The 17,347-nt window shown below is 38.4% G+C and carries 13 protein-coding genes; 11 read left to right on the top strand and 2 right to left on the bottom strand.

Annotated features, from left to right (window positions below; translation table 11 throughout):
- Positions 1–2: 2 nt before the first annotated feature.
- The 7 genes from NEOC84_RS09005 to NEOC84_RS08975 all read left to right on the top strand — a co-directional run bounded on the left by NEOC84_RS09005 (position 3) and on the right by NEOC84_RS08975 (position 8,510).
- Positions 3–689: a hypothetical protein gene (locus NEOC84_RS09005; RefSeq protein ID WP_166158362.1), complete on the top strand. Its 687-nt coding sequence runs from the start codon at positions 3–5 to the stop codon at positions 687–689.
- Positions 686–1,648: a hypothetical protein gene (locus NEOC84_RS09000; protein ID WP_166158359.1), complete on the top strand. Its 963-nt coding sequence runs from the start codon at positions 686–688 to the stop codon at positions 1,646–1,648. The genes NEOC84_RS09005 and NEOC84_RS09000 overlap by 4 nt, the downstream gene beginning before the upstream one ends.
- 45 nt (positions 1,649–1,693) lie before the next feature.
- Entirely contained in the window at positions 1,694–2,968 is a 1,275-nt protein-coding gene (locus NEOC84_RS08995) for a hypothetical protein (protein ID WP_166158356.1), read from the top strand.
- 294 nt (positions 2,969–3,262) lie between these two features.
- Positions 3,263–5,740: a hypothetical protein gene (locus NEOC84_RS08990; protein WP_166158353.1), complete on the top strand. Its 2,478-nt coding sequence runs from the start codon at positions 3,263–3,265 to the stop codon at positions 5,738–5,740.
- Between the two features lie 1,164 nt (positions 5,741–6,904).
- The gene (locus tag NEOC84_RS08985) at positions 6,905–7,321 is read left to right on the top strand and encodes a hypothetical protein (RefSeq protein WP_042242503.1); all 417 of its coding nucleotides are present in this window, start codon (positions 6,905–6,907) and stop codon (positions 7,319–7,321) included.
- Between the two features lie 680 nt (positions 7,322–8,001).
- Positions 8,002–8,265 carry a hypothetical protein gene (locus tag NEOC84_RS08980; protein ID WP_166158350.1) on the top strand — a complete coding sequence of 88 codons (264 nt, stop codon included), beginning with the start codon at positions 8,002–8,004 and terminating at the stop codon, positions 8,263–8,265.
- A 68-nt stretch (positions 8,266–8,333) separates the two neighbouring features.
- Positions 8,334–8,510: a hypothetical protein gene (locus NEOC84_RS08975; RefSeq protein WP_166158347.1), complete on the top strand. Its 177-nt coding sequence runs from the start codon at positions 8,334–8,336 to the stop codon at positions 8,508–8,510.
- Positions 8,511–9,700: 1,190 nt separating this feature from the next.
- Here the strand turns inward: NEOC84_RS08975 and NEOC84_RS08970 are convergent.
- The gene (locus NEOC84_RS08970; protein ID WP_166158344.1) at positions 9,701–10,366 is read right to left on the bottom strand and encodes a tetratricopeptide repeat protein; all 666 of its coding nucleotides are present in this window, start codon (positions 10,364–10,366) and stop codon (positions 9,701–9,703) included.
- A 326-nt stretch (positions 10,367–10,692) separates the two neighbouring features.
- Between NEOC84_RS08970 and NEOC84_RS08965 the strand changes: the two genes are divergently transcribed.
- The 3 genes from NEOC84_RS08965 to NEOC84_RS08955 all read left to right on the top strand — a co-directional run bounded on the left by NEOC84_RS08965 (position 10,693) and on the right by NEOC84_RS08955 (position 13,320).
- Positions 10,693–10,893 (top strand): hypothetical protein, encoded by a 201-nt coding sequence (locus tag NEOC84_RS08965; RefSeq protein WP_166158341.1) that lies wholly within the window; start codon positions 10,693–10,695, stop codon positions 10,891–10,893.
- 108 nt (positions 10,894–11,001) lie between these two features.
- Positions 11,002–11,454: a hypothetical protein gene (locus tag NEOC84_RS08960; RefSeq protein ID WP_166158338.1), complete on the top strand. Its 453-nt coding sequence runs from the start codon at positions 11,002–11,004 to the stop codon at positions 11,452–11,454.
- A 117-nt stretch (positions 11,455–11,571) separates the two neighbouring features.
- The gene (locus NEOC84_RS08955; RefSeq protein WP_166158335.1) at positions 11,572–13,320 is read left to right on the top strand and encodes an SWIM zinc finger family protein; all 1,749 of its coding nucleotides are present in this window, start codon (positions 11,572–11,574) and stop codon (positions 13,318–13,320) included.
- A 706-nt stretch (positions 13,321–14,026) separates the two neighbouring features.
- On the opposite strand, the gene NEOC84_RS08950 is transcribed toward NEOC84_RS08955, so the two are convergent.
- Positions 14,027–16,447, bottom strand: a complete 2,421-nt coding sequence (locus NEOC84_RS08950) for a DUF4116 domain-containing protein (RefSeq protein ID WP_166158332.1) — start codon at positions 16,445–16,447, stop codon at positions 14,027–14,029.
- A gap of 431 nt (positions 16,448–16,878) precedes the next feature.
- Between NEOC84_RS08950 and NEOC84_RS09805 the strand changes: the two genes are divergently transcribed.
- A complete protein-coding gene (locus tag NEOC84_RS09805; RefSeq protein WP_207391849.1) occupies positions 16,879–17,133 on the top strand; it encodes a DUF1670 domain-containing protein in 255 nt (84 codons plus the stop codon).
- Positions 17,134–17,347: the final 214 nt, after the last annotated feature.

The raw sequence follows: 17,347 nt of genomic DNA, 5'->3' as shown, positions 1-17,347 counted from the left end.
CGATGAGCATCTCAGGAAGTGGGACAGGTGCCCCCGGCGGCATTCCAGAATTTTCTCTCCTTAATGAGCAGAATGCCGCTAGCTATGCTTTACGCCTTTCGATGGGCATTGCAAATAATTTAGATTCTATTTCATTTACTGAAATTGACAAGCAAGCCTTATGGAAATATGACACCTCCTCAAGTAAGCCTACTTTACATCCTTTAGAACATATGCGTGTAGAAGTAACACCTCCACGAGCTGATGACAGCTGGAAACAAATGCTAGCAGAAATCACGGAGAGGCTACCCCCCAATGTACGAGCAGCTTACGAGCAAAGCTTACAGGCCCCTATAGAAGAACGCAACCCCTCCTTAATTGCACTAGGAAAGTTATTAGAAGGAGCAGCAAAAGTATTCCATGGAATTAAAAATTCTGTAAATGCTTTAGATTCTCAAAATCCTATCGCAGCCGCTGGCTCCCCGTTAGATCTTCGCCGGCAGATGAATTTAGAGCTAGCCGAAAAAGCCTTACAAGGCATCCTTAAAGACAGCTTTCCAACTTTTGAAGCGATAAAAAATAGCTTAGCAAGCTTAGGGCCTAATGATCCATTTTTTGATGAGCTAATGGGAGCAGCCAACCAATTAGGCATGGCTTACTCCACTCTTGCCCACCTTCATAATAAAAAGGCTGCTGAAGACCACCTATGAAAGAAAAGAATAGTGAAATACAAAAAGCTAGAAAAAATCTAGCCCATGCTTTAGAGGCCGTTAAAGAGAGTTATAATAGAAAAAACCATGGAGAATTTTTAACTATTTTGGGTCCGCTGATTAGCTCTTTAAGTGCGGTGACTATGGCCCAAACGGTTAAGGAAGCTGCCCCCGCACTTTTATTGAGCTTTAAAATTGCTTTGCAAGGGATCGAAAAAGAGGAAAGCTCGGCAGGAATTATAGGAAAAGCTTTAACCTTATCCACGCAACGATTGGTAGATTTTTTCATAAGAATCCATCTGCTCTCAGAAGATCAAGGAAATAAGCAACTACTGCTAATGATTTCCCGCGGCCTTGTGCTCACCACCATAGCTTTAAGCTGGGCTTTAACTCATTTTAGCTTTACCTACACCTCGCCTCTTAAAGAAAAAGATGAAAAGGAACAACAAAGAAAGCAATCTTTTGGAATTGAGTTAGCTCTAATCCTTACCTTGAAAACAGGTATTTGCCAAAAAATTGTGGGAAGCTTTGTAAGTGCATGTGGAGCAACTGCCAAGCAACAGCAAGCCCTGGCAGCATTAATACTTCCTCTTCTATTCATTCTCTCTTTATTAACAGTGTCTAGAGGAAATAAGAAACTTTTAGAAGAGCTTTTTCTACATTTAAAGGCTGAGTTAGTGGAAGGTTTAGAAAATCTTCAAACTTTTTTACCCTCTTTGGCTGGCGAGCCTGAGTCTATTATAGGTTTATATATTCAGCAGGCTACGGTTAGCTTGAAGGAAGAGGATTTTGAGCATTTATATCAGGCTTATACAGGGGTCCTTGAAAGCATTGATGCCACCCCTAGTCAGCTCAACAAAGAGATCGAAGAAATTATTTATTTTGCTGAAACTATTTACGCGGCATTTAAGAGCGGTTCTAAAGAATTTAGCCATACTACCGTCTCACAGTTAATATAAAAAATTTAACAACAATTCTCTTCAACAATAGAGAAGGAGGAAATTATGACATCTGGAAATATCACAGGACAAAGCCAGGGAGGCGGAGTTTATCTACCCCCTTCTGATTCTGGAGCCGTTCCCGCTGCGGGAGCGAATCCAGCTGCCAAAGCAGTAGCTCAGCCCAACCAGGCCTATTACACAGATAGCACCTCCACGGGAAAAGAGGCTGTATCTGCTAAACACACACGCAATCTACTCGCTCATATTCCTCCTCCTAATGCCCAGGCTGCTGGAGTATCAGAATCCTCAGGCACAGGCAATCCCTTTTTACGGCCCAATCCCCTGGTGGCCTTTTTTATGAATTTCACCGAAATCTCTAATGTCTTACGTCAAATGACCATGGCTCAAGAAAAAATTACTTTATCTCAAATGAGTATGATTAATGAGCTGGCCAAAGGCCAAGCCCAGCAAATTCTACAAGCAGCTGAAAAAGAGTCTAAGATGTATATGGCTAGTGCAATCGCCTGCTTTATGGAAGCAGGGGTTTCATTAGGACAAGCCGCCATGCAATTTAGGGTCAATCGTAATACTGATAAGGAAATGGAATTACAAAAAAAAACTTATAAAGACGAAGCTACACGCCTTAAAGGCCATAAAGCAAGTGCTAAACAGTACTACGATGAGGTGTCAGGCCAACACACAGCCAGCGAAATGAAAGTCAAACAAATGAGAGATGCGGATAAAAATGTAGCCGATGCTAGAAAAAATCTAAAAGATGCTAAGCAAGGTGGCTCTAGAGAAGGAATTACAGCCTCTGAGCAAAAGTTGAAAGACGCTGAAGCTCAAAGAGACATAGCTTATGGCGGTCAACTAAAAGTAGATCAAAGAGCAGCAAAGTTGAAGGAAGCGGAAGCTGAGAGCTTAAGAAGCTCTGAGGAGTCTTTGTCTGCTAAAAGAGATTTAAATAGGGCCAACCATGAATCTGAGACAGCAAATTATGAACTGGAAAAATTTAATACTAGCTATTTCATGACCCATGCCAATAGCGTGTCTAACAAAATGATGATCTTCAACATGACTTCCACCATGCTAAATAAGTCTACCGAGGGACTGATGAACTTATGGAAATCAGAACTAGTAGTAGAAAAAGCTCAAGCAGAGGCTTTAAAAGCGATGATGGATGCTTACATCCAAAATGCCTTTAAAACAGTGGACTTAATGAATAACGCTAAAAGCGAAAATTCAAAATTAATTGCCGATCTTATGCAACAACTACGTAAATTTTCTGAGGATGAAAGGAAGCTGGGAAGCTCTGTTGGAGTTCAATCTACAGGCTAAGCCAGATAAGCATAAACAAGCAAAAAGGCCTTTTACGGGTCTTTTTGCTAGTCAGTGACGCTGATCGCTTAAAAGCAGGGAAGCAAAAAATCCTAAGGGTTTAAATTTAAACGAATTTATCGGGAGCAAGCTAGCCTACAAGGGACTAAAAAGCTTAAAAAATTTTATACATCTAATTAAAGAAAACTTTTTAACGTTAATTCAACTATCAATAATTAAAAAAAAACATTTGTAATAATATAAGAAACTTCCATTTTCCTATGTTTATTCTACCAAGTTTTTGAGGAGGACTACATGCCACTTAATATCAATTACAATCCTAATTTCAGCAATTTTCAAGTGGGGGAACCTGGGGAAGTCAATACCATTCCCCCTACTTTAGGGGAAGATCCACGCTCAACGGATACGGCTAACAAATCCACGCAAACTGCCAAGCCTAACTCTTTTACTGCTCCTGGGAGTCCTCAACTTCCTGCTCCTTCTGAAGCAGCACAAACAGATTCCACTCTATTAGCTAAAGGACTCTTTCAACCTCAAGCCCTCCTTACTCATCTACAAACCCAAGCCCAAACGAATGCTAATAATCAAAATAGCAATACGCAACCCTTAACGGATGAGGGGCAACGCAACTTATATGCCAATAACTTTAATGCCGCCTTAACATCTTATGCAAAAGCTAACAATCTATCTTCGAGCGATGTAGCAAAACTTACCTTTGCTTTTTATAATTCTACAGCTACCACCGAGGGTACCAAGCTAAGTTCTGGCGCCGACCTTAATCAAATTCTACAAACGCTTACAGGGCAAGCGCAGCAAGAAGCTTTGAAAGCAGGAGTGGATGTATCTAAATTAAAGCCAGCTGTAGACAACTCCTCTTACAACCTTTCTCTTTCAGATACTTACAATGCTGCTTTTGAAGATGCTGTAAATCGTGACCCTTCCCTTACCTCGGAAGAAAAAGCTGCCCTTATTTATCAACATTATAACCCTTCCCCTGCACTCAAAGGAGTGAACCAGACAAAACTTAAGCAATTGCAAAACGCAGCTCTTAAAAAAACTAGCCAAAAATTTAGCACCCCCTCAGGATGGACACCCCCTCTTAATAGTGCGATGTATAATGGAGCTCTAAAGGGAAGCTTTCAAGTTAACCTTAAGCTTAACCTGGATGAATATGCTGGTCAAAACAACTTGAGCGCTGCTGACCTTGCGGCTCTTAAAAAAGCTATAGAAAACATCAAAGATCCTAGTATTTCTAACGCTCTTAAAGCTATTGCTCAACAGATCATAAATAAAACCATCAGTGAAACTAAAGTTCAAAATCAATTACCGGTAAATTGGCAGCCCTCGGCTGAGCAAATGAAGAATGTTTTTAAAGATATCTCCTCTAACCTAGCAACAACCTCTCTTGTACAAGCACGCGAAATGCTAAATACTTCGATGGCGCAGTTACAATTGCTAATGCCTAATGGTCCGGGCAAGCAGAAAACCATCGATTTACTTATGACGATTAGTAAAGCGATTGTTGAAGCTCAAAATACAATTTATGAGATACAAACTTCTCGCTCCCAACAGGCTAAGCAGCAAGCAACTGCAAAATTAGGTATGCAATTGCAGCAAGTTCGTGAGCAGCAAGAAAAAGAAAAAGAGATGCAAAAGCAGCAAGGAAAATCAGGCTTTCTAGGCGTTCTTATGAAGATCATCGAACCGATAATAAAGGTTATAACTGTATTGATGGCTGTAGCAACAGGAGGTCTATTAGGCCTTGTCTTTGCTTTATTAGATGCCACACTCAACTTAACGGGTAAACTCATTGAAGCTATCGTAGACATAGTCTCTAAATTAATAGATAAAATTATCCCTAGTGGCAATGGATTTTTAGATGGGTTAAAGGCGGGGTTAAGAGCTGTTACTCAATTATTCGTGATGGCCACTATGGCTATAATGGCGGTGGGCATGCTAGGTCCGCAACTAGTGACTACTATGTTTACCACCATGCTAACAGAGTCTGATATTATTCCTGATTTTTGTCAGATGTGCGGAATTAGTAGAGAACATGCTCAATACATTGCAATGGCAGTGGGAATGGCTATTACCATAACAATTGGGATCTTAAGCTGTATTAATCCCGCTGCTGCTGTCCCTGCGGTTACTCAAGCCACAGCAAGAGCCGCTGCTTCGACTGCGAAAATCCTAAAGCAGGTAATGACCGTCATACAAAAGGTTGTGGATTTAGTGAACAGCGTAAAGATTTTATCTAAGGCTATTAGTGTTACTGGAAAGATAGTGAAAAAAGCCGTAGAAGAATTATCCGAGGTTGTAAATGTAATAGGAAGCGCTGCCAAACGAATTGCCGATACAACTTTCCGCGTATTAGGAAATGTATTAAGCAAAATTCTTAAGTCCGTCAAAGGTTCTAAAGCTATGGAGCTAATTGAAAAGCTCCTGACCAAAGCTTTAAAGAATCCCAATACTTTTAATCGTATTATGGCAGGAGTAAGTATCACTCAATCTACACTAACGGCAGTTAAAAGTGGAATTCAAGGAGGAATGAATGTTTCTCAAGCTATTATTGCGTCGGTTAGAGGTAAATATGATGCTATCATTGAAGAGTTACAAGCCATGATTAAACAGCTGCAGAAGGTTTTAGATGACCTTTTAGATAGCCTTAGTGGTTTAGGGGAAGATTTACTTAGTGTCAAAGGTATGCATGACAACCTCCTTAAAGGCCTACAGGATACCTTACAAAAAACAACCTCTATCCAGATAAACTAAGGATAAAAATTAGGTAAATAATATAGCCCATCTCTTACAAGAAAGCATTTTTAAAGTACCTTAAGCCCTTTACAAAGGCTTAAGGTACTTAAAAAAGCTTTAAGCCTTAAACATTTTTTCTTAATAACCTTGTAGTGACCTCTTTGTCTACCCTACAATAAATATACTTTTACCTTTTGCTACCACTTTCATCTAGGAAAATGAGTTTAATATTCTTTTCTATATTGTTTTGAAACCCCTCTTAAAAACTTCCTTTAAAAGTATGTTTATCCTACAAAGATTATCGAGCCTAACTCTAATCCCTTAAGTAGACCGCTTGATGATAAATGAGCGCTAGTAAAGCCGGGCAGTTAAATTTTACTCCTTTTCTTAGCCTTGCTGTCAGTCATATATTCTATAGACAATTGGTACATACTCTATTTTTTAAAACAGCCAACTAATTAAAAATATTTTAAATACTTCTTAAAAGATAGTAACTCTTCCCGCTTAAGTGGTTCCCCTTCTATCTTTCTCTTAAGGACTCTGAGAGGGTTTCTCCTAAGAATTACAAAGCCTTTTTTATCTGAGAAGATGCATGCTTAAATCAGCAACGAAGACTGAAGCTTTTTAGCTAGATTCTTACTTATGCAAAGAAAAGGAAAAAACTGATTTAAACTTAAAGGCATACAGCTTCTTTTCTGCGGGCCTTTTGTCAGCTATTTAGATTCCTCACTCATATAGCTACATTATTACTTTTAAAGAAGGACAAAAAAGAGGGTCCCTCTTCCATTATATAAAGTCTTAGCTACAAAACCTAAATCCTTGAGCAAGTTTTATATTATAATGCATATTTCTTACTCAATAAGATTTTTTAATTTATATAAACTAAATAACTCTCTTCGCACCGAAAATGTATAAGAAATTTTTAAAAATCTTCTTCCTTTAAATTTGCTATATCCTTATCCTTAAACGTAATATGATAAATCCTAAGAGATTATCTTAAAGCTGAGAATGAAAAGCCTATTAAGAAGGAATAGAAGTAGTTTTTTGGCTGCTCACTTAAAGCAAAGGAAGTACAAAGCTGCCTTTAAGCCTTGGTGCTTTTTAAGTAGTAAAGACCCCATTTAACAAAACTTTTCCTAATACTAATGAAGCGATGTTGTTAAATTCGTAAAAAAGGATACTATGAGTAATGCTGATATCGACGAACAACTAAATAAATTGCTATCTATTAAAGAGAAAAGTTACACTTTTACGATAGGTTCCAATTTGCATGATAAACTTGAAAAGCATCTTTTTTCGCTGAAAGCGATCAATAAAAAATGCTCTAAGGGAAAATGGGTTTATGAAGCTATCGCTGAAAAGCTTAAATTGGAAAACGTGGGTGATTTATCCAAACAAAGAAGAATTCAAGTTTTTTTAGATGACACTATCTCCAATGAGATTGAAAAACGTATTCAAATCTTCAAAAAAGTATACTCCAGCTATTCAAAAAAACAGTGGATCTTAGAAGCTATCCATGAAAAGCTAGATCGAGAATTAAAGCTTATTAAAGAAGAGTTTAAAAAGACTTATGCGACTGAAATGGATTCAAATGATTAACTTAACGTTATAAGCCTTTCAATAATTTATACTCTTACCTCTAAATTGCTTATCCTACACCTTTAAATTTAAACTTCATAAGCCTCTATACTTTATGATGTACTTATTTCTTGTTGACTAATTTTTAATAAAATAATGTTGTAGCTTATCAACTCGTTAAAAATAATTTTTTGTCTATATCCCCTCCTTCCCCTTTCCTTTTATTAAAGAATATCTAAATCAACGTGAAGTGGCTCTCAAACAAGAAAATTCCCCAATAGCTTATTCAAAATTCAATGGTGTTCGCTGGCTTTTTCTTGATGGGCATATTAATTACAAATTCAATCTGTTGGGCAAAATTTGAAAGGGCTGGACTTAAAAGCTATAAAAAGATGGCTTTATCGGCCATGTTTAGATGGGCTAAGATTGCTTAGAACAGGCTGCTAATCTGTAGTGTTCGTGCGGTCCTGCGTAAACATAGCATCACAGAAGGGGTTCTTATTATCGATGATAAAGATCACAGGCGATCAAAAAATGCTGAGAAATTGCATCATTTGCATAAAATCCGGGATAAAAAAACAAGTGGTTATTTTTGTGATCAAAATATAGTATTTCTTCAGCTAGTGACTAAAAAATTTTGCATTCCCGTCTCCTTTGCCTTTTATTCTCCCGATCCCGTACTCACAAGATGGTGACAGGAAGTGAGGAAGCTAAAAAGGTGGGGAATTTCTAAAAAAGCCCGTCCCAAAGAGCCTAAAAGGTCAATAGAATATCCAAAAAAGTATACACTAGCTTTGCAATTACTTAAAAATTTTGCCTGTGAATTTCCTGCTTTTAAAGTCGCTTGCGTACTCACTAATACTTTTTACGGCAATAGCTTGTTTGTAGATGGAGTAGAAGCTATTTGGCCTGGAGTGCAAATCATTACTCAACTTAAGAAAGAATCAAAAAGTCATGCGAAGTAAAAAGTCTCTCTCGTGCCAAGAATTCTTTAAAGCCTACCAAGGCTGGAAGCAGGAAATCCTCATTCGCGGTGATAAAAAAAAATGGAGTCCAAGCCGAGGGAGCAAGGTTATATGTTCCTTCTCATCATAGAAAACGATGGGCAATAGTCCTCATATATGAGGAAGAAAATGAGTATCGCTATCTTATGGCTGCAAATCTTTCATGGAAGATGAAAGATGTGGTGCAAGGATATATTTTGAGATGATTATTAGAGGTTTTTTATTGAAGATTGGAGTAGTCATTGTGGGTTTTGCAGTTTGGCCAACAGCGCGGCGTTGAGGGATCAGAACGACCTTTGATTCTAAGCCTGCTGTTTACCACTGCTTTCTTTTTCATTTGTCTCAAACAAATTTCATTAAGAACAAACTCCCTTTAGCAACCTTGGGGAGCCCAGTAGAAAAGTCTAGAGTGGATGCTTTGTGCCAAGTTGGAAGAGAAATTATTGAAAATGAAAATTCAAAAGAACTCTTCCGTAATTTCGAAAAGACGCTAGATGCAATCTTTGTTTTAAGGCCTTCTTGTGAACATTTAAATGCAGTACAAGAAAATGTAACTTTTGAGTTATCAAGAAAAGTTGCCTAGCTGTCAAGAATAAAAAAGTATATCATCGTGTATGCAGTTTAAGAGAAATAAAGAAAAAAATTTTGGTAGCTAGGGTGGGTCACTAAAACTGCCGACCCTGGGTCGCTAACCATGACGGATGGCACAGCTGCCAAATTAGCGATTAAGGAATAGCGTTAGATTCTGTCATCCAAATGCAGCAAGAGGCTGTACAACAATCCGATCAGCTCGCTTAGACATTAATGAAAATGCCAGGCCAAGAAGCAAGTATCTTCTCTTGGAGTGCCTAATTTTACTATGAATTATAGAATCCAAAAAGGATTCTACAATTCATTTGGCTCTTTAAACTTCCTTCAAAATGATAATTTTGGAGACACTGCTTTTTAGAATTGAGATGAAATGCGAAACATCATTTTCGAATGGCAAGCGATACATTTAAACCATCCAAAATAACGATTGCGTATATATTTGATAGCTTCTTTGCCCTGCACAGAAAAGATAAACAAAAAAATGATTTCCCAGACACAGTAGTGATCCCTCAATCCAGCTATAACAGCTTTCCATAGAATTTTTTGTCAAAAGGTGAACTAAGGAAATATTAACCCCTTCTCCAAACGATAAAACGGGAGTGCAAAATATAGTTCGGAAAGTTGCTCTTCATTCTAGATGCACGCTATCCCAGCACTCGAAAATAAAGCATGCTAAAGATTAATCGACTCTCTCCAACTCTCAAAAAACAGGTATTTTTATCGAATAAGCGATGCTTTTAGATGAGCTAAAAACTGGTTAAAATTCCATCAACTTGGCAATTCGCCAAATCGATGCCAAAATTTATCAACCGCGGATGGTTCCTTCCCCAGAATAAGAAATAGGAGGCAAAGAATAGGGTTTTTTAAGAAGAGAATCAGGGTTAAGTTGTTGAACGACCTTAGCCAGCTGAGATTTCAATTTATTAATCGCTTCTTGGTACTGTTCCACTCCTTTTTGCTCATAAAATTTTATCAAATAATCAATGGCTACAGGATCGTGATTTTGAGCAGCTTTTTGATATAAAAGATGGGCTATTTCTATCCGTCCTTTTTCTTCAAACTTTTGAGCAACATGGCGTACGATGTCTACATCGTCTGAATAGCTTGCGGCTTTTAAATACCATTGAAGCGCGGTTTCTTCATCTTTGGGAACACCCTCGCCTCTTTCGAGACAATGCCCCACCATGAATAACGCTGGAGGATAGTTTCCTTCTAACCCCGCTTTTTGATAGCAATTAAAAGCTTGAGCAAAATTTTGTTCCGTTCCCTTTCCCTGATAAAAGCAATGACCTAAGTCAAATTGATATTCAGCTCTTTTGGAAGGATTTAGAGAAGAATCATTAGCAAAAATATAAGCCTTACAAGCTATTTCTTTTAGATCTTCTTGGCGGCCTACATAATTAGGATAATATAGCTGTATTTGATTAGTGCCACCATATTGGTTAACGCAACAATAATAGATCTTAGCCATTTTTTCGGCGGTTTCAGGATTGTATTTCGCTTCGGCTCCTAATTCTAATTGTATTTTTGCAAATGTGCAGCCATCATATAAAGATACCTGATTTTTTGCATCTTCTACTACTGCGATAATATAATTGAGATTTTTGCTAAATTGTTTTCAATTAGCTGATTAAATGATTTTCGGGTAAATTTATCTACTTTGGTCAAATAATTATCAAAAATGTTACTAATCATTTCAACCCTCCTTTTTATTTTACATTTTTTTATTTAGTGATATGTTCATATTTATCATACACTCTATTAATGTCACCAATAATGTCATCTAGGAAAAAATTTATGCGAGGCGCAGGATCAACTCCCCCCTCCCCACCTCTTGAAAATATGCCAGTTGTTTCTTCCTTTAAAACACGTACAACTGAAATTTCTCAAACAGAAGAACAGCAACCTCAGAGAGAGGAAGGACAATCCACCTCTTTGCCTCCTTCTGCTTCTCAATTAGAGCGCATCCAACAGGTGAATTTGAATCAATCTGCCTAATACAGCCGCTTATTAAGCTTAGCTAAAAAGCGTAAAGGTGAAACATCTCAAATAGAGGAGCAGCAATCTCAGAGAGAAGAAGGGCAATCTACTTCTTCTGCTTCTCGCGTGCTTCCACTACAGCAGGATCAATCTGCTAAACGACAGCGCATATCCCCCTCAGCACCACCACCGCCAAATCGCCCTACTCCCCTACCTTGCCAGCGGCTCCAAGCCTACCCCCTGTTCCAAATAGTCACCATCCTTACCGTGCACCATCTCCTCTACCCTTTCCTATGCCTTTTCCTCAGAGTCTGCCTCCAACCTCAGCTGGTTACTATTCTTATCATGCGCAACCTCCAGCTACTTGCGCATGGCTTGGGAAAGTCAATGTATGAACGTAAAGAATTGTATCACTGGAAGGCTCAGCACCCCAATGAGCTTCCTAATCAGCGGCCAGAAAATATTCCTTTTCTGCCTCAAAATATGATGGGCGACAAGAAAAAACGAAAGATTATTGATGAACGCCTAGAGGATTGTTCAAATTTTTTTAAAATTGGACTTAACGCAGCGAGAACCTAAAGAAAATACTCATGCTTTATTTTTGCTTGGGCCGATAAATACTTGGAATAAAAGGCTTTAAAACAGCAAAATATGTATTTAATTTGATTGAGGATTTTGATAACAGAGCCAAAAATTATGAGAAAAAATCCTTTTTATTTTAATGAAGCTATGATTAAAGAATGGTGTTTTCCAAACACTTTCCTTAAGGGTGAAAATTACATTGAAAAAGTTACTTTTTTAACCATAGCCACGGATACTTTATATGCTACAGTTCAAGGTAGCTCACCCGAGCCTTACCAAGTAAAAGTTTCTCTAAAAAATCAAGATTGGCAAAAAGGCTACTGCTCCTGCCCGTGTGATTTTTATCCTTGCAAGCACCTTGTAGCAGTCTTACTTAAAATGGCTCGTCAAGGTATTGAATTCTTGGAACCTCCTTTAGAAGAGATACTAAGAACCTTAGATCTGAGCACGCTTAGATCATTATTATTAAGGCTGATCGAGCAACATCCTTATCTGGTGAAGGATATTCGAATCTTTCTTATCCGCCCTGTAGCAACCGGGGAACCAACATCTCTTCTGGATACTCAAGTCATTGTTAGTGAAATGGAAGATATCCTTTATCAGGATTATGATTTTTGGGACGATGAAGGAGAGGGTTTAAGCCAGATAGCTTTAAGAATTGAAGAACTAATGGAACAAGTTATTCCTTTCTTAAAAGCTGAAGATGGGGTTAATGCTTTTGCTATTCTAAAGGCGATCACTAAGCCGTTAATAGAAAGAAAAGAAACCTTTACCGACTTTGGCGGAGATGACCTTTACGAAGAACTTTTAGATGCTTTAGCGTCGCTTTGGATAGAAGCCATTCTTATCAGTCATTTTTCTTCGCAAGAAAAAGCAGTCTGGATTGAAATTTTTTATGATTGGAACGAAGAATCGGATGGCGCTTTTGATGCTGCTCTTGAATTGATGAAGGCTGGCTGGGACTATCCCTTACTGAAAGCAGCTCTTACTAATCAAGCAGTTTTTGCTACTGAGCTAGATGAAGAGGTCAGCAAAAAAATTGCCAGCGTTGCTTTTCGTGTTTTAAAACGACGAAAAAAGCTTGATACCTGTCTACTTTTAGCTCATCTAGCGCGCATGGACGAAGAATATGCGAAATTACTCATTGAGCTTAAAAGATATGTTGAAGCAGAAAATTTCATTAGTAGCCATATTCGAGACCCTAATCTACTTTTAGAGCTTTCTCAGCAATTTTATGGATGTAAAGAGCTCCAATTGGCTTTAAAAACAGCTCTTTGCTATAAAAGACCCCATGAAGAAGGTTGGCTAGCAAGAAATTTATTAAGATGGACAAGAGATCTAGCTTTTGAAGCAGGTCAAATCCAGATAGGTATAAGAGCTGGAGTAGATTTGCTTACTATGGCCTCTTCTTTGGAAGACTATAAAGCTTTACAAAAGGGGGCGCAAAGCCAATGGGATATCATCAAACCAGGCATTTTAAAATTTGTTCAAATTGACAGGCCCTACCATTATGAGGAGTCAATTAAAATTCTTTTATATGAGAAAATGATTGATGAAGCTATTAAGATTGCAGAAAAATTTAGGACTATTCCGGAGTTTCTTATTGAAGAAGCTTTAACTCAGCGGCCTGAATGGGCTTTAAAAAACTGTCAAAAACTTGCCACAGAGGCCATTCAGCAAGGGGCATCTTATTATGGCCGAGCAGCAGAGTGGTTGGATAAAGCTTATCTTGCTGCTATACAAGCACAATCTATCGCTCAATGGACTAAAAATATCCGGCAGCTTCTTGAGGAACACCAACGTAAACGCAATTTGGTTCCCAAGTTAAAAGAACTCCTTACCAAACATAACATTGACCTATAACTTCCATACCTTAGGAGAGAGAATCTCTTAAATAAGTATAGACGCAAAAGGCTTAAGCTCTATTCTTAAAGCACGCTTAACGAGATTTAAATAAGCCATATCTATTTTTCTAAGTCGATAAGAGTTTTTGGAAAGGAACTGCCTCCCCCAGATTGCTAAATATTCTTCTCAATTTTGAGGAGAATTTTTAGGCTCCATCGTGTTTTTAAGCATCTTTCCCTATTGCAACAAGGCCCCCCTTTGTTACAGAATCTATTGAATGTACTCAGAATTTGATAGAAAAACCTCAATCTGCTGCTATGGATAAATCTTATCAATCCTAGGCATGGTAGAAGCGGCAATGCGGATAAAATTTTAAACAACGCGCCTTATGGAAAGTAATCTCATTAGTCGACAGTAATTGATAGGTGCTCAGGATAATAAAGTCATTTTTTCTGCTCGAAGTAAAAACAATATGCTTTTCATCTACTCTTTATGCACTCACGTACTTTATAAAGCCCCTTTTGTTAAGCATAGGCGGATCTTTCAGAAGGTTGGGTATGGAGGGTAAGTTTTTTTAAAGCGTATAAACAGTTACCTTTGCACTCTATAGAAAGCGACTTAGATCTATTCTTGATTGAGTTTAAACGTGAAGTTGGCCATACGTGCTTTAAGCTTATAGTAACTTTTTTAACCTAGCTCTATCGTGATCTTTAGCTCTTCCTTTTCAAATCCTTAACTCTTCTCTATCATACTGAAGTTCTGCGTCTCTTTGCTTAACGGCAGCAAGCACTACTTCTTCATCTTCTTTTAACTCCTGGCTGGCGAACTGAAGTGCCCTATCATTTTGCTTAACGGCAGCAAGCACCACTTCTTTATCTTTGTTTAGCATCTGGCTTGCGTAATAAAAGGCTAAGCCATTTTGCTTAACGGCAGCAAGTACCACTTCTTTATCATTCTTTAATGCCAGGCTGGTGTACTGAAGTGCACAGCCATTTTGCTTAACGGCAGCGAGCACCACTTCTTTATCTTCTTTTAACTCCTGGCTTGCAAACTTAAGTGCCAAGCCATCTTGCTTAACTGCAGCAAGCACAATCTCTTTATCATTCTTAAGTGATTCCAGCATCCACTGCAATACCCTGCCATCTTGCTTAATGGCAGCAAGCACAATTTCTTTATCTTCCTTTAGCTCCTGGCTGGCGTACTCAAGTGCCCAGCCATTTTGCTCAACGGCAACAAGCACTACTTCTTTATCTTCTTTTAATGCCTGGCTGGCGTACTCAAGTGCCCAGCCATTTTGCTTAACAGCAGCAAGTACAAATTCTTTATCTCTTTTCAATACCTGGCTTGCGTACTTAAGTACCCAGCCATCTTGCTTGAGGGCAGCAAGCACCACTTCTTTATCTTCTTTGCTTACATACCCAAGTGATCGGCCCTCTTGCTGCACAGCAGCAAGCACAATTTCTCTATCTTTTTTTAATTTCTTGCCTGCATGCCGAAGTGCCAGGCCATTTTGCTTAACAGCAGCAAGTACCACCTCTTTATCTTTCTTTAAACCCTGGCTGGCGTACTGAAGTGCGCAGCCATTTTGCTTAATAGCAGCAAGCACCACTTCTTTATCTTCTTTTAATTCCTGGCTGGCGTACTCAAGTGCCAAGCCATTTTGCTTAATAGCAGCAAGCACCACTTCTTTATCTTCTTTTAACTTCTGGCTTGCAAACTTAAGTGCCATGCCATGTTGCTTAACGGCAGCAAGGACTACTTCATTATCTTTTTTTAAATCCTGGCTTGCGTACTCAAGTACCGAGCCATCTTGCTCAATAGCCGCAAACACCACTTCTTTATCTTCTTTTAACTTCTGGCTTGCGAACTTAAGTGCCCAACCTTTTTGTTGAACGGCAATAAGTACAAAACTTCTCTCATTTTTAAGCTCTTCAGGCGCATACTCAAAGGTCGAGCCATTTTGCTGGACGGCAGCAAGCACCACTTCTCTATTTTCTTTTAATTTTTGGCTGGCATAATAAGATGCAAAGCCATGTTGCTTAACGGCAGCAAGCACTACTTCTTTATCTTCTTTTAATGCCTGGCTGGCGTACTCAAGTGCCAAGCCATGTTGCTTAACGGCAGCAAGCACCACTTCCTTATCTTTTTTTAATTCCTGGCTGGCGTACTGAAGTGCCCAGCCATCTCGCTTAACGGCAGCAAGCACCACTTCTTTATCTTTTTTTAACTCCTGGCTTGCCTCCCGAAGTAGCCAGCCATTTTGCTCAACAGCAGCAAGCACCACTTCTTTATCTTCTTTTAACTTCTGGCTTACGTACTGAAGTGCCGAGCCATTTTGCTCAACAGCAGCAAGCACCACTTCTTTATCTTCTTTTAACTTCTGGCTTACGTACTGAAGTGCCCGGCCATCTTGCTTAACAGCAGCAAGCACAAAACTTCTCTCATTTTTAAGTTTCTCATGCGCATACTCAAAGGACGTGCCATTTTGCTGAACAGCAGCAAGCACAACATCTTCATCTTCTTTTAATGCCTGGTTGGCGTATGCAAGTGCCTTACCATTTTGCTGAACGGCAGCAAGCACCACTTTTTTATCTTTTTTTTGAACTTCACTTGCATACTGAAGTTTCAAGCCATCTCGTCTAACGGCAGCAAGCAGACATCTCTTTTCTTTATTTAATTCTATTTCTGATAGCCACTCCCCCAAATGTCGCGGCTCCTTCTGAACGGCAACAGCTTCCTTACTTTTCCTGCTTTTTAGCTTAAGCTCAGCAGGCTCAGGGGTCCAAACGTTTTGCTGGACAGCGGTAAGCATAGCGGCTGTATTACTGGAAGGGAAGCTAAGCTGTGGAGATGCAGGATGCACCGCTGGGGGGGAGCTAGGGTAGCATTTTTGATGAGTAAAGTCCCAAATGCCTACAACTATATTTCCTAGAATAGGAATTAGCAAGATGATACACCGTTTAAAGCTTTTCTGACTAAGATGCCGATAATAGGAGCTTTTATTTATATTTTCTTTTTGTTTAGAGCGTAAAATGACCTGTTTTTGAAAAATATCAAATAGGTTAGTTACTGTACTGACGATGGGTATGTAATCAGCCACCTTATCTATATAACTGCAAGCCTGAGATAACTTATTTATTTCCACTGAATATCCCTCAATAACGAGCTTAAATTAAAAACAACTAAACACAATCATGTTATTAAATTTAAAAGAAAGCAACAAGTTAATTAAATACAACCTATTAAATAAAGCAGCTACTTCTTTCCTTAAAACGATCACTTTTACATAAGTAGGCAGATCTCTTTTTTATTTTTGCTTGGTAAGCTTGCAAGATGCTATGGAAAGAGCCAAAGGGAAAAAATTAAAGGCTATAAAAAAAGAAGCTGTGGCGCGGATGTGCAAGCAAGCTTTTGATCAAGAAGGCTGCTTAACCCATGCATAATTAGCTATTTTTTTAAAAATATCGCCACAAAGTGTAGGCAAATATATCAAGGAGTAGGAATTAGAAAACCGCGAGGTTCTTCCAAGAAGAGGATCTATCCATGATATAGGCCCTACTTTAACTCACAAAACAAATGATCATTGAAAAGCTCTTTATCGAGCAAAAAACTGTTCAGCAAGTGAGTAGAGAAACAAAGCCCTTTTTACCGGCGATACAAAGGTATATATCCACTTTCAAGCAAATATTGCTATGCAAACGAAAAGGTATGCCTACAGAAGAAGCAGCTTTTTCGGTGGGTAGGACTTCTCACTTAGTCAATGAATATAAAAAGATTATTGAACAATATAAGCGGAAAACAATAAATGAAGGTGTTGATAAAAAATATTAATCAGAAAAAAGATTAAGTTAAATGCCAGTTAATGACAAATGTTCTTATTTAAAATTTTTTAAAAACAGGGGTCTGTTTTTACCGTTATATAATTTGTGGCGTTGTTGCGTAAATGCTAAGAAGTGTATGCGATAAGATTGCTCTTTAACACATAAGAGCTATAAAATTAGTTTGCAACAACAAAAATATAGGCAAGCTATGGAAAAAAAGCTCA

Origin of the sequence: Neochlamydia sp. AcF84 (assembly GCF_011087585.1) — a bacterium.
Classification (GTDB): Bacteria; Chlamydiota; Chlamydiia; order Chlamydiales; family Parachlamydiaceae; genus Neochlamydia.
The sequence above is the reverse complement of the archived record's forward strand: the minus strand, read 5'-3'. Positions and strand labels throughout refer to the sequence as shown.

Bases quoted from the DNA above. Each gene is read 5' to 3' on its own strand.
- NEOC84_RS08955 (WP_166158335.1), top strand. From the start codon at position 11,572: ATGAGAAAAAATCCTTTTTATTTTAATGAAGCTATGATTAAAGAATGG.
- NEOC84_RS08990 (WP_166158353.1), top strand. From the start codon at position 3,263: ATGCCACTTAATATCAATTACAATCCTAATTTCAGCAATTTTCAAGTG.
- NEOC84_RS09005 (WP_166158362.1), top strand. From the start codon at position 3: ATGAGCATCTCAGGAAGTGGGACAGGTGCCCCCGGCGGCATTCCAGAA.
- NEOC84_RS08970 (WP_166158344.1), bottom strand. From the start codon at position 10,366: ATGGCTAAGATCTATTATTGTTGCGTTAACCAATATGGTGGCACTAAT.
- NEOC84_RS09805 (WP_207391849.1), top strand. From the start codon at position 16,879: ATGATCATTGAAAAGCTCTTTATCGAGCAAAAAACTGTTCAGCAAGTG.
- NEOC84_RS08985 (WP_042242503.1), top strand. From the start codon at position 6,905: ATGAGTAATGCTGATATCGACGAACAACTAAATAAATTGCTATCTATT.
- NEOC84_RS08995 (WP_166158356.1), top strand. From the start codon at position 1,694: ATGACATCTGGAAATATCACAGGACAAAGCCAGGGAGGCGGAGTTTAT.
- NEOC84_RS08965 (WP_166158341.1), top strand. From the start codon at position 10,693: ATGCGAGGCGCAGGATCAACTCCCCCCTCCCCACCTCTTGAAAATATG.
- NEOC84_RS09000 (WP_166158359.1), top strand. From the start codon at position 686: ATGAAAGAAAAGAATAGTGAAATACAAAAAGCTAGAAAAAATCTAGCC.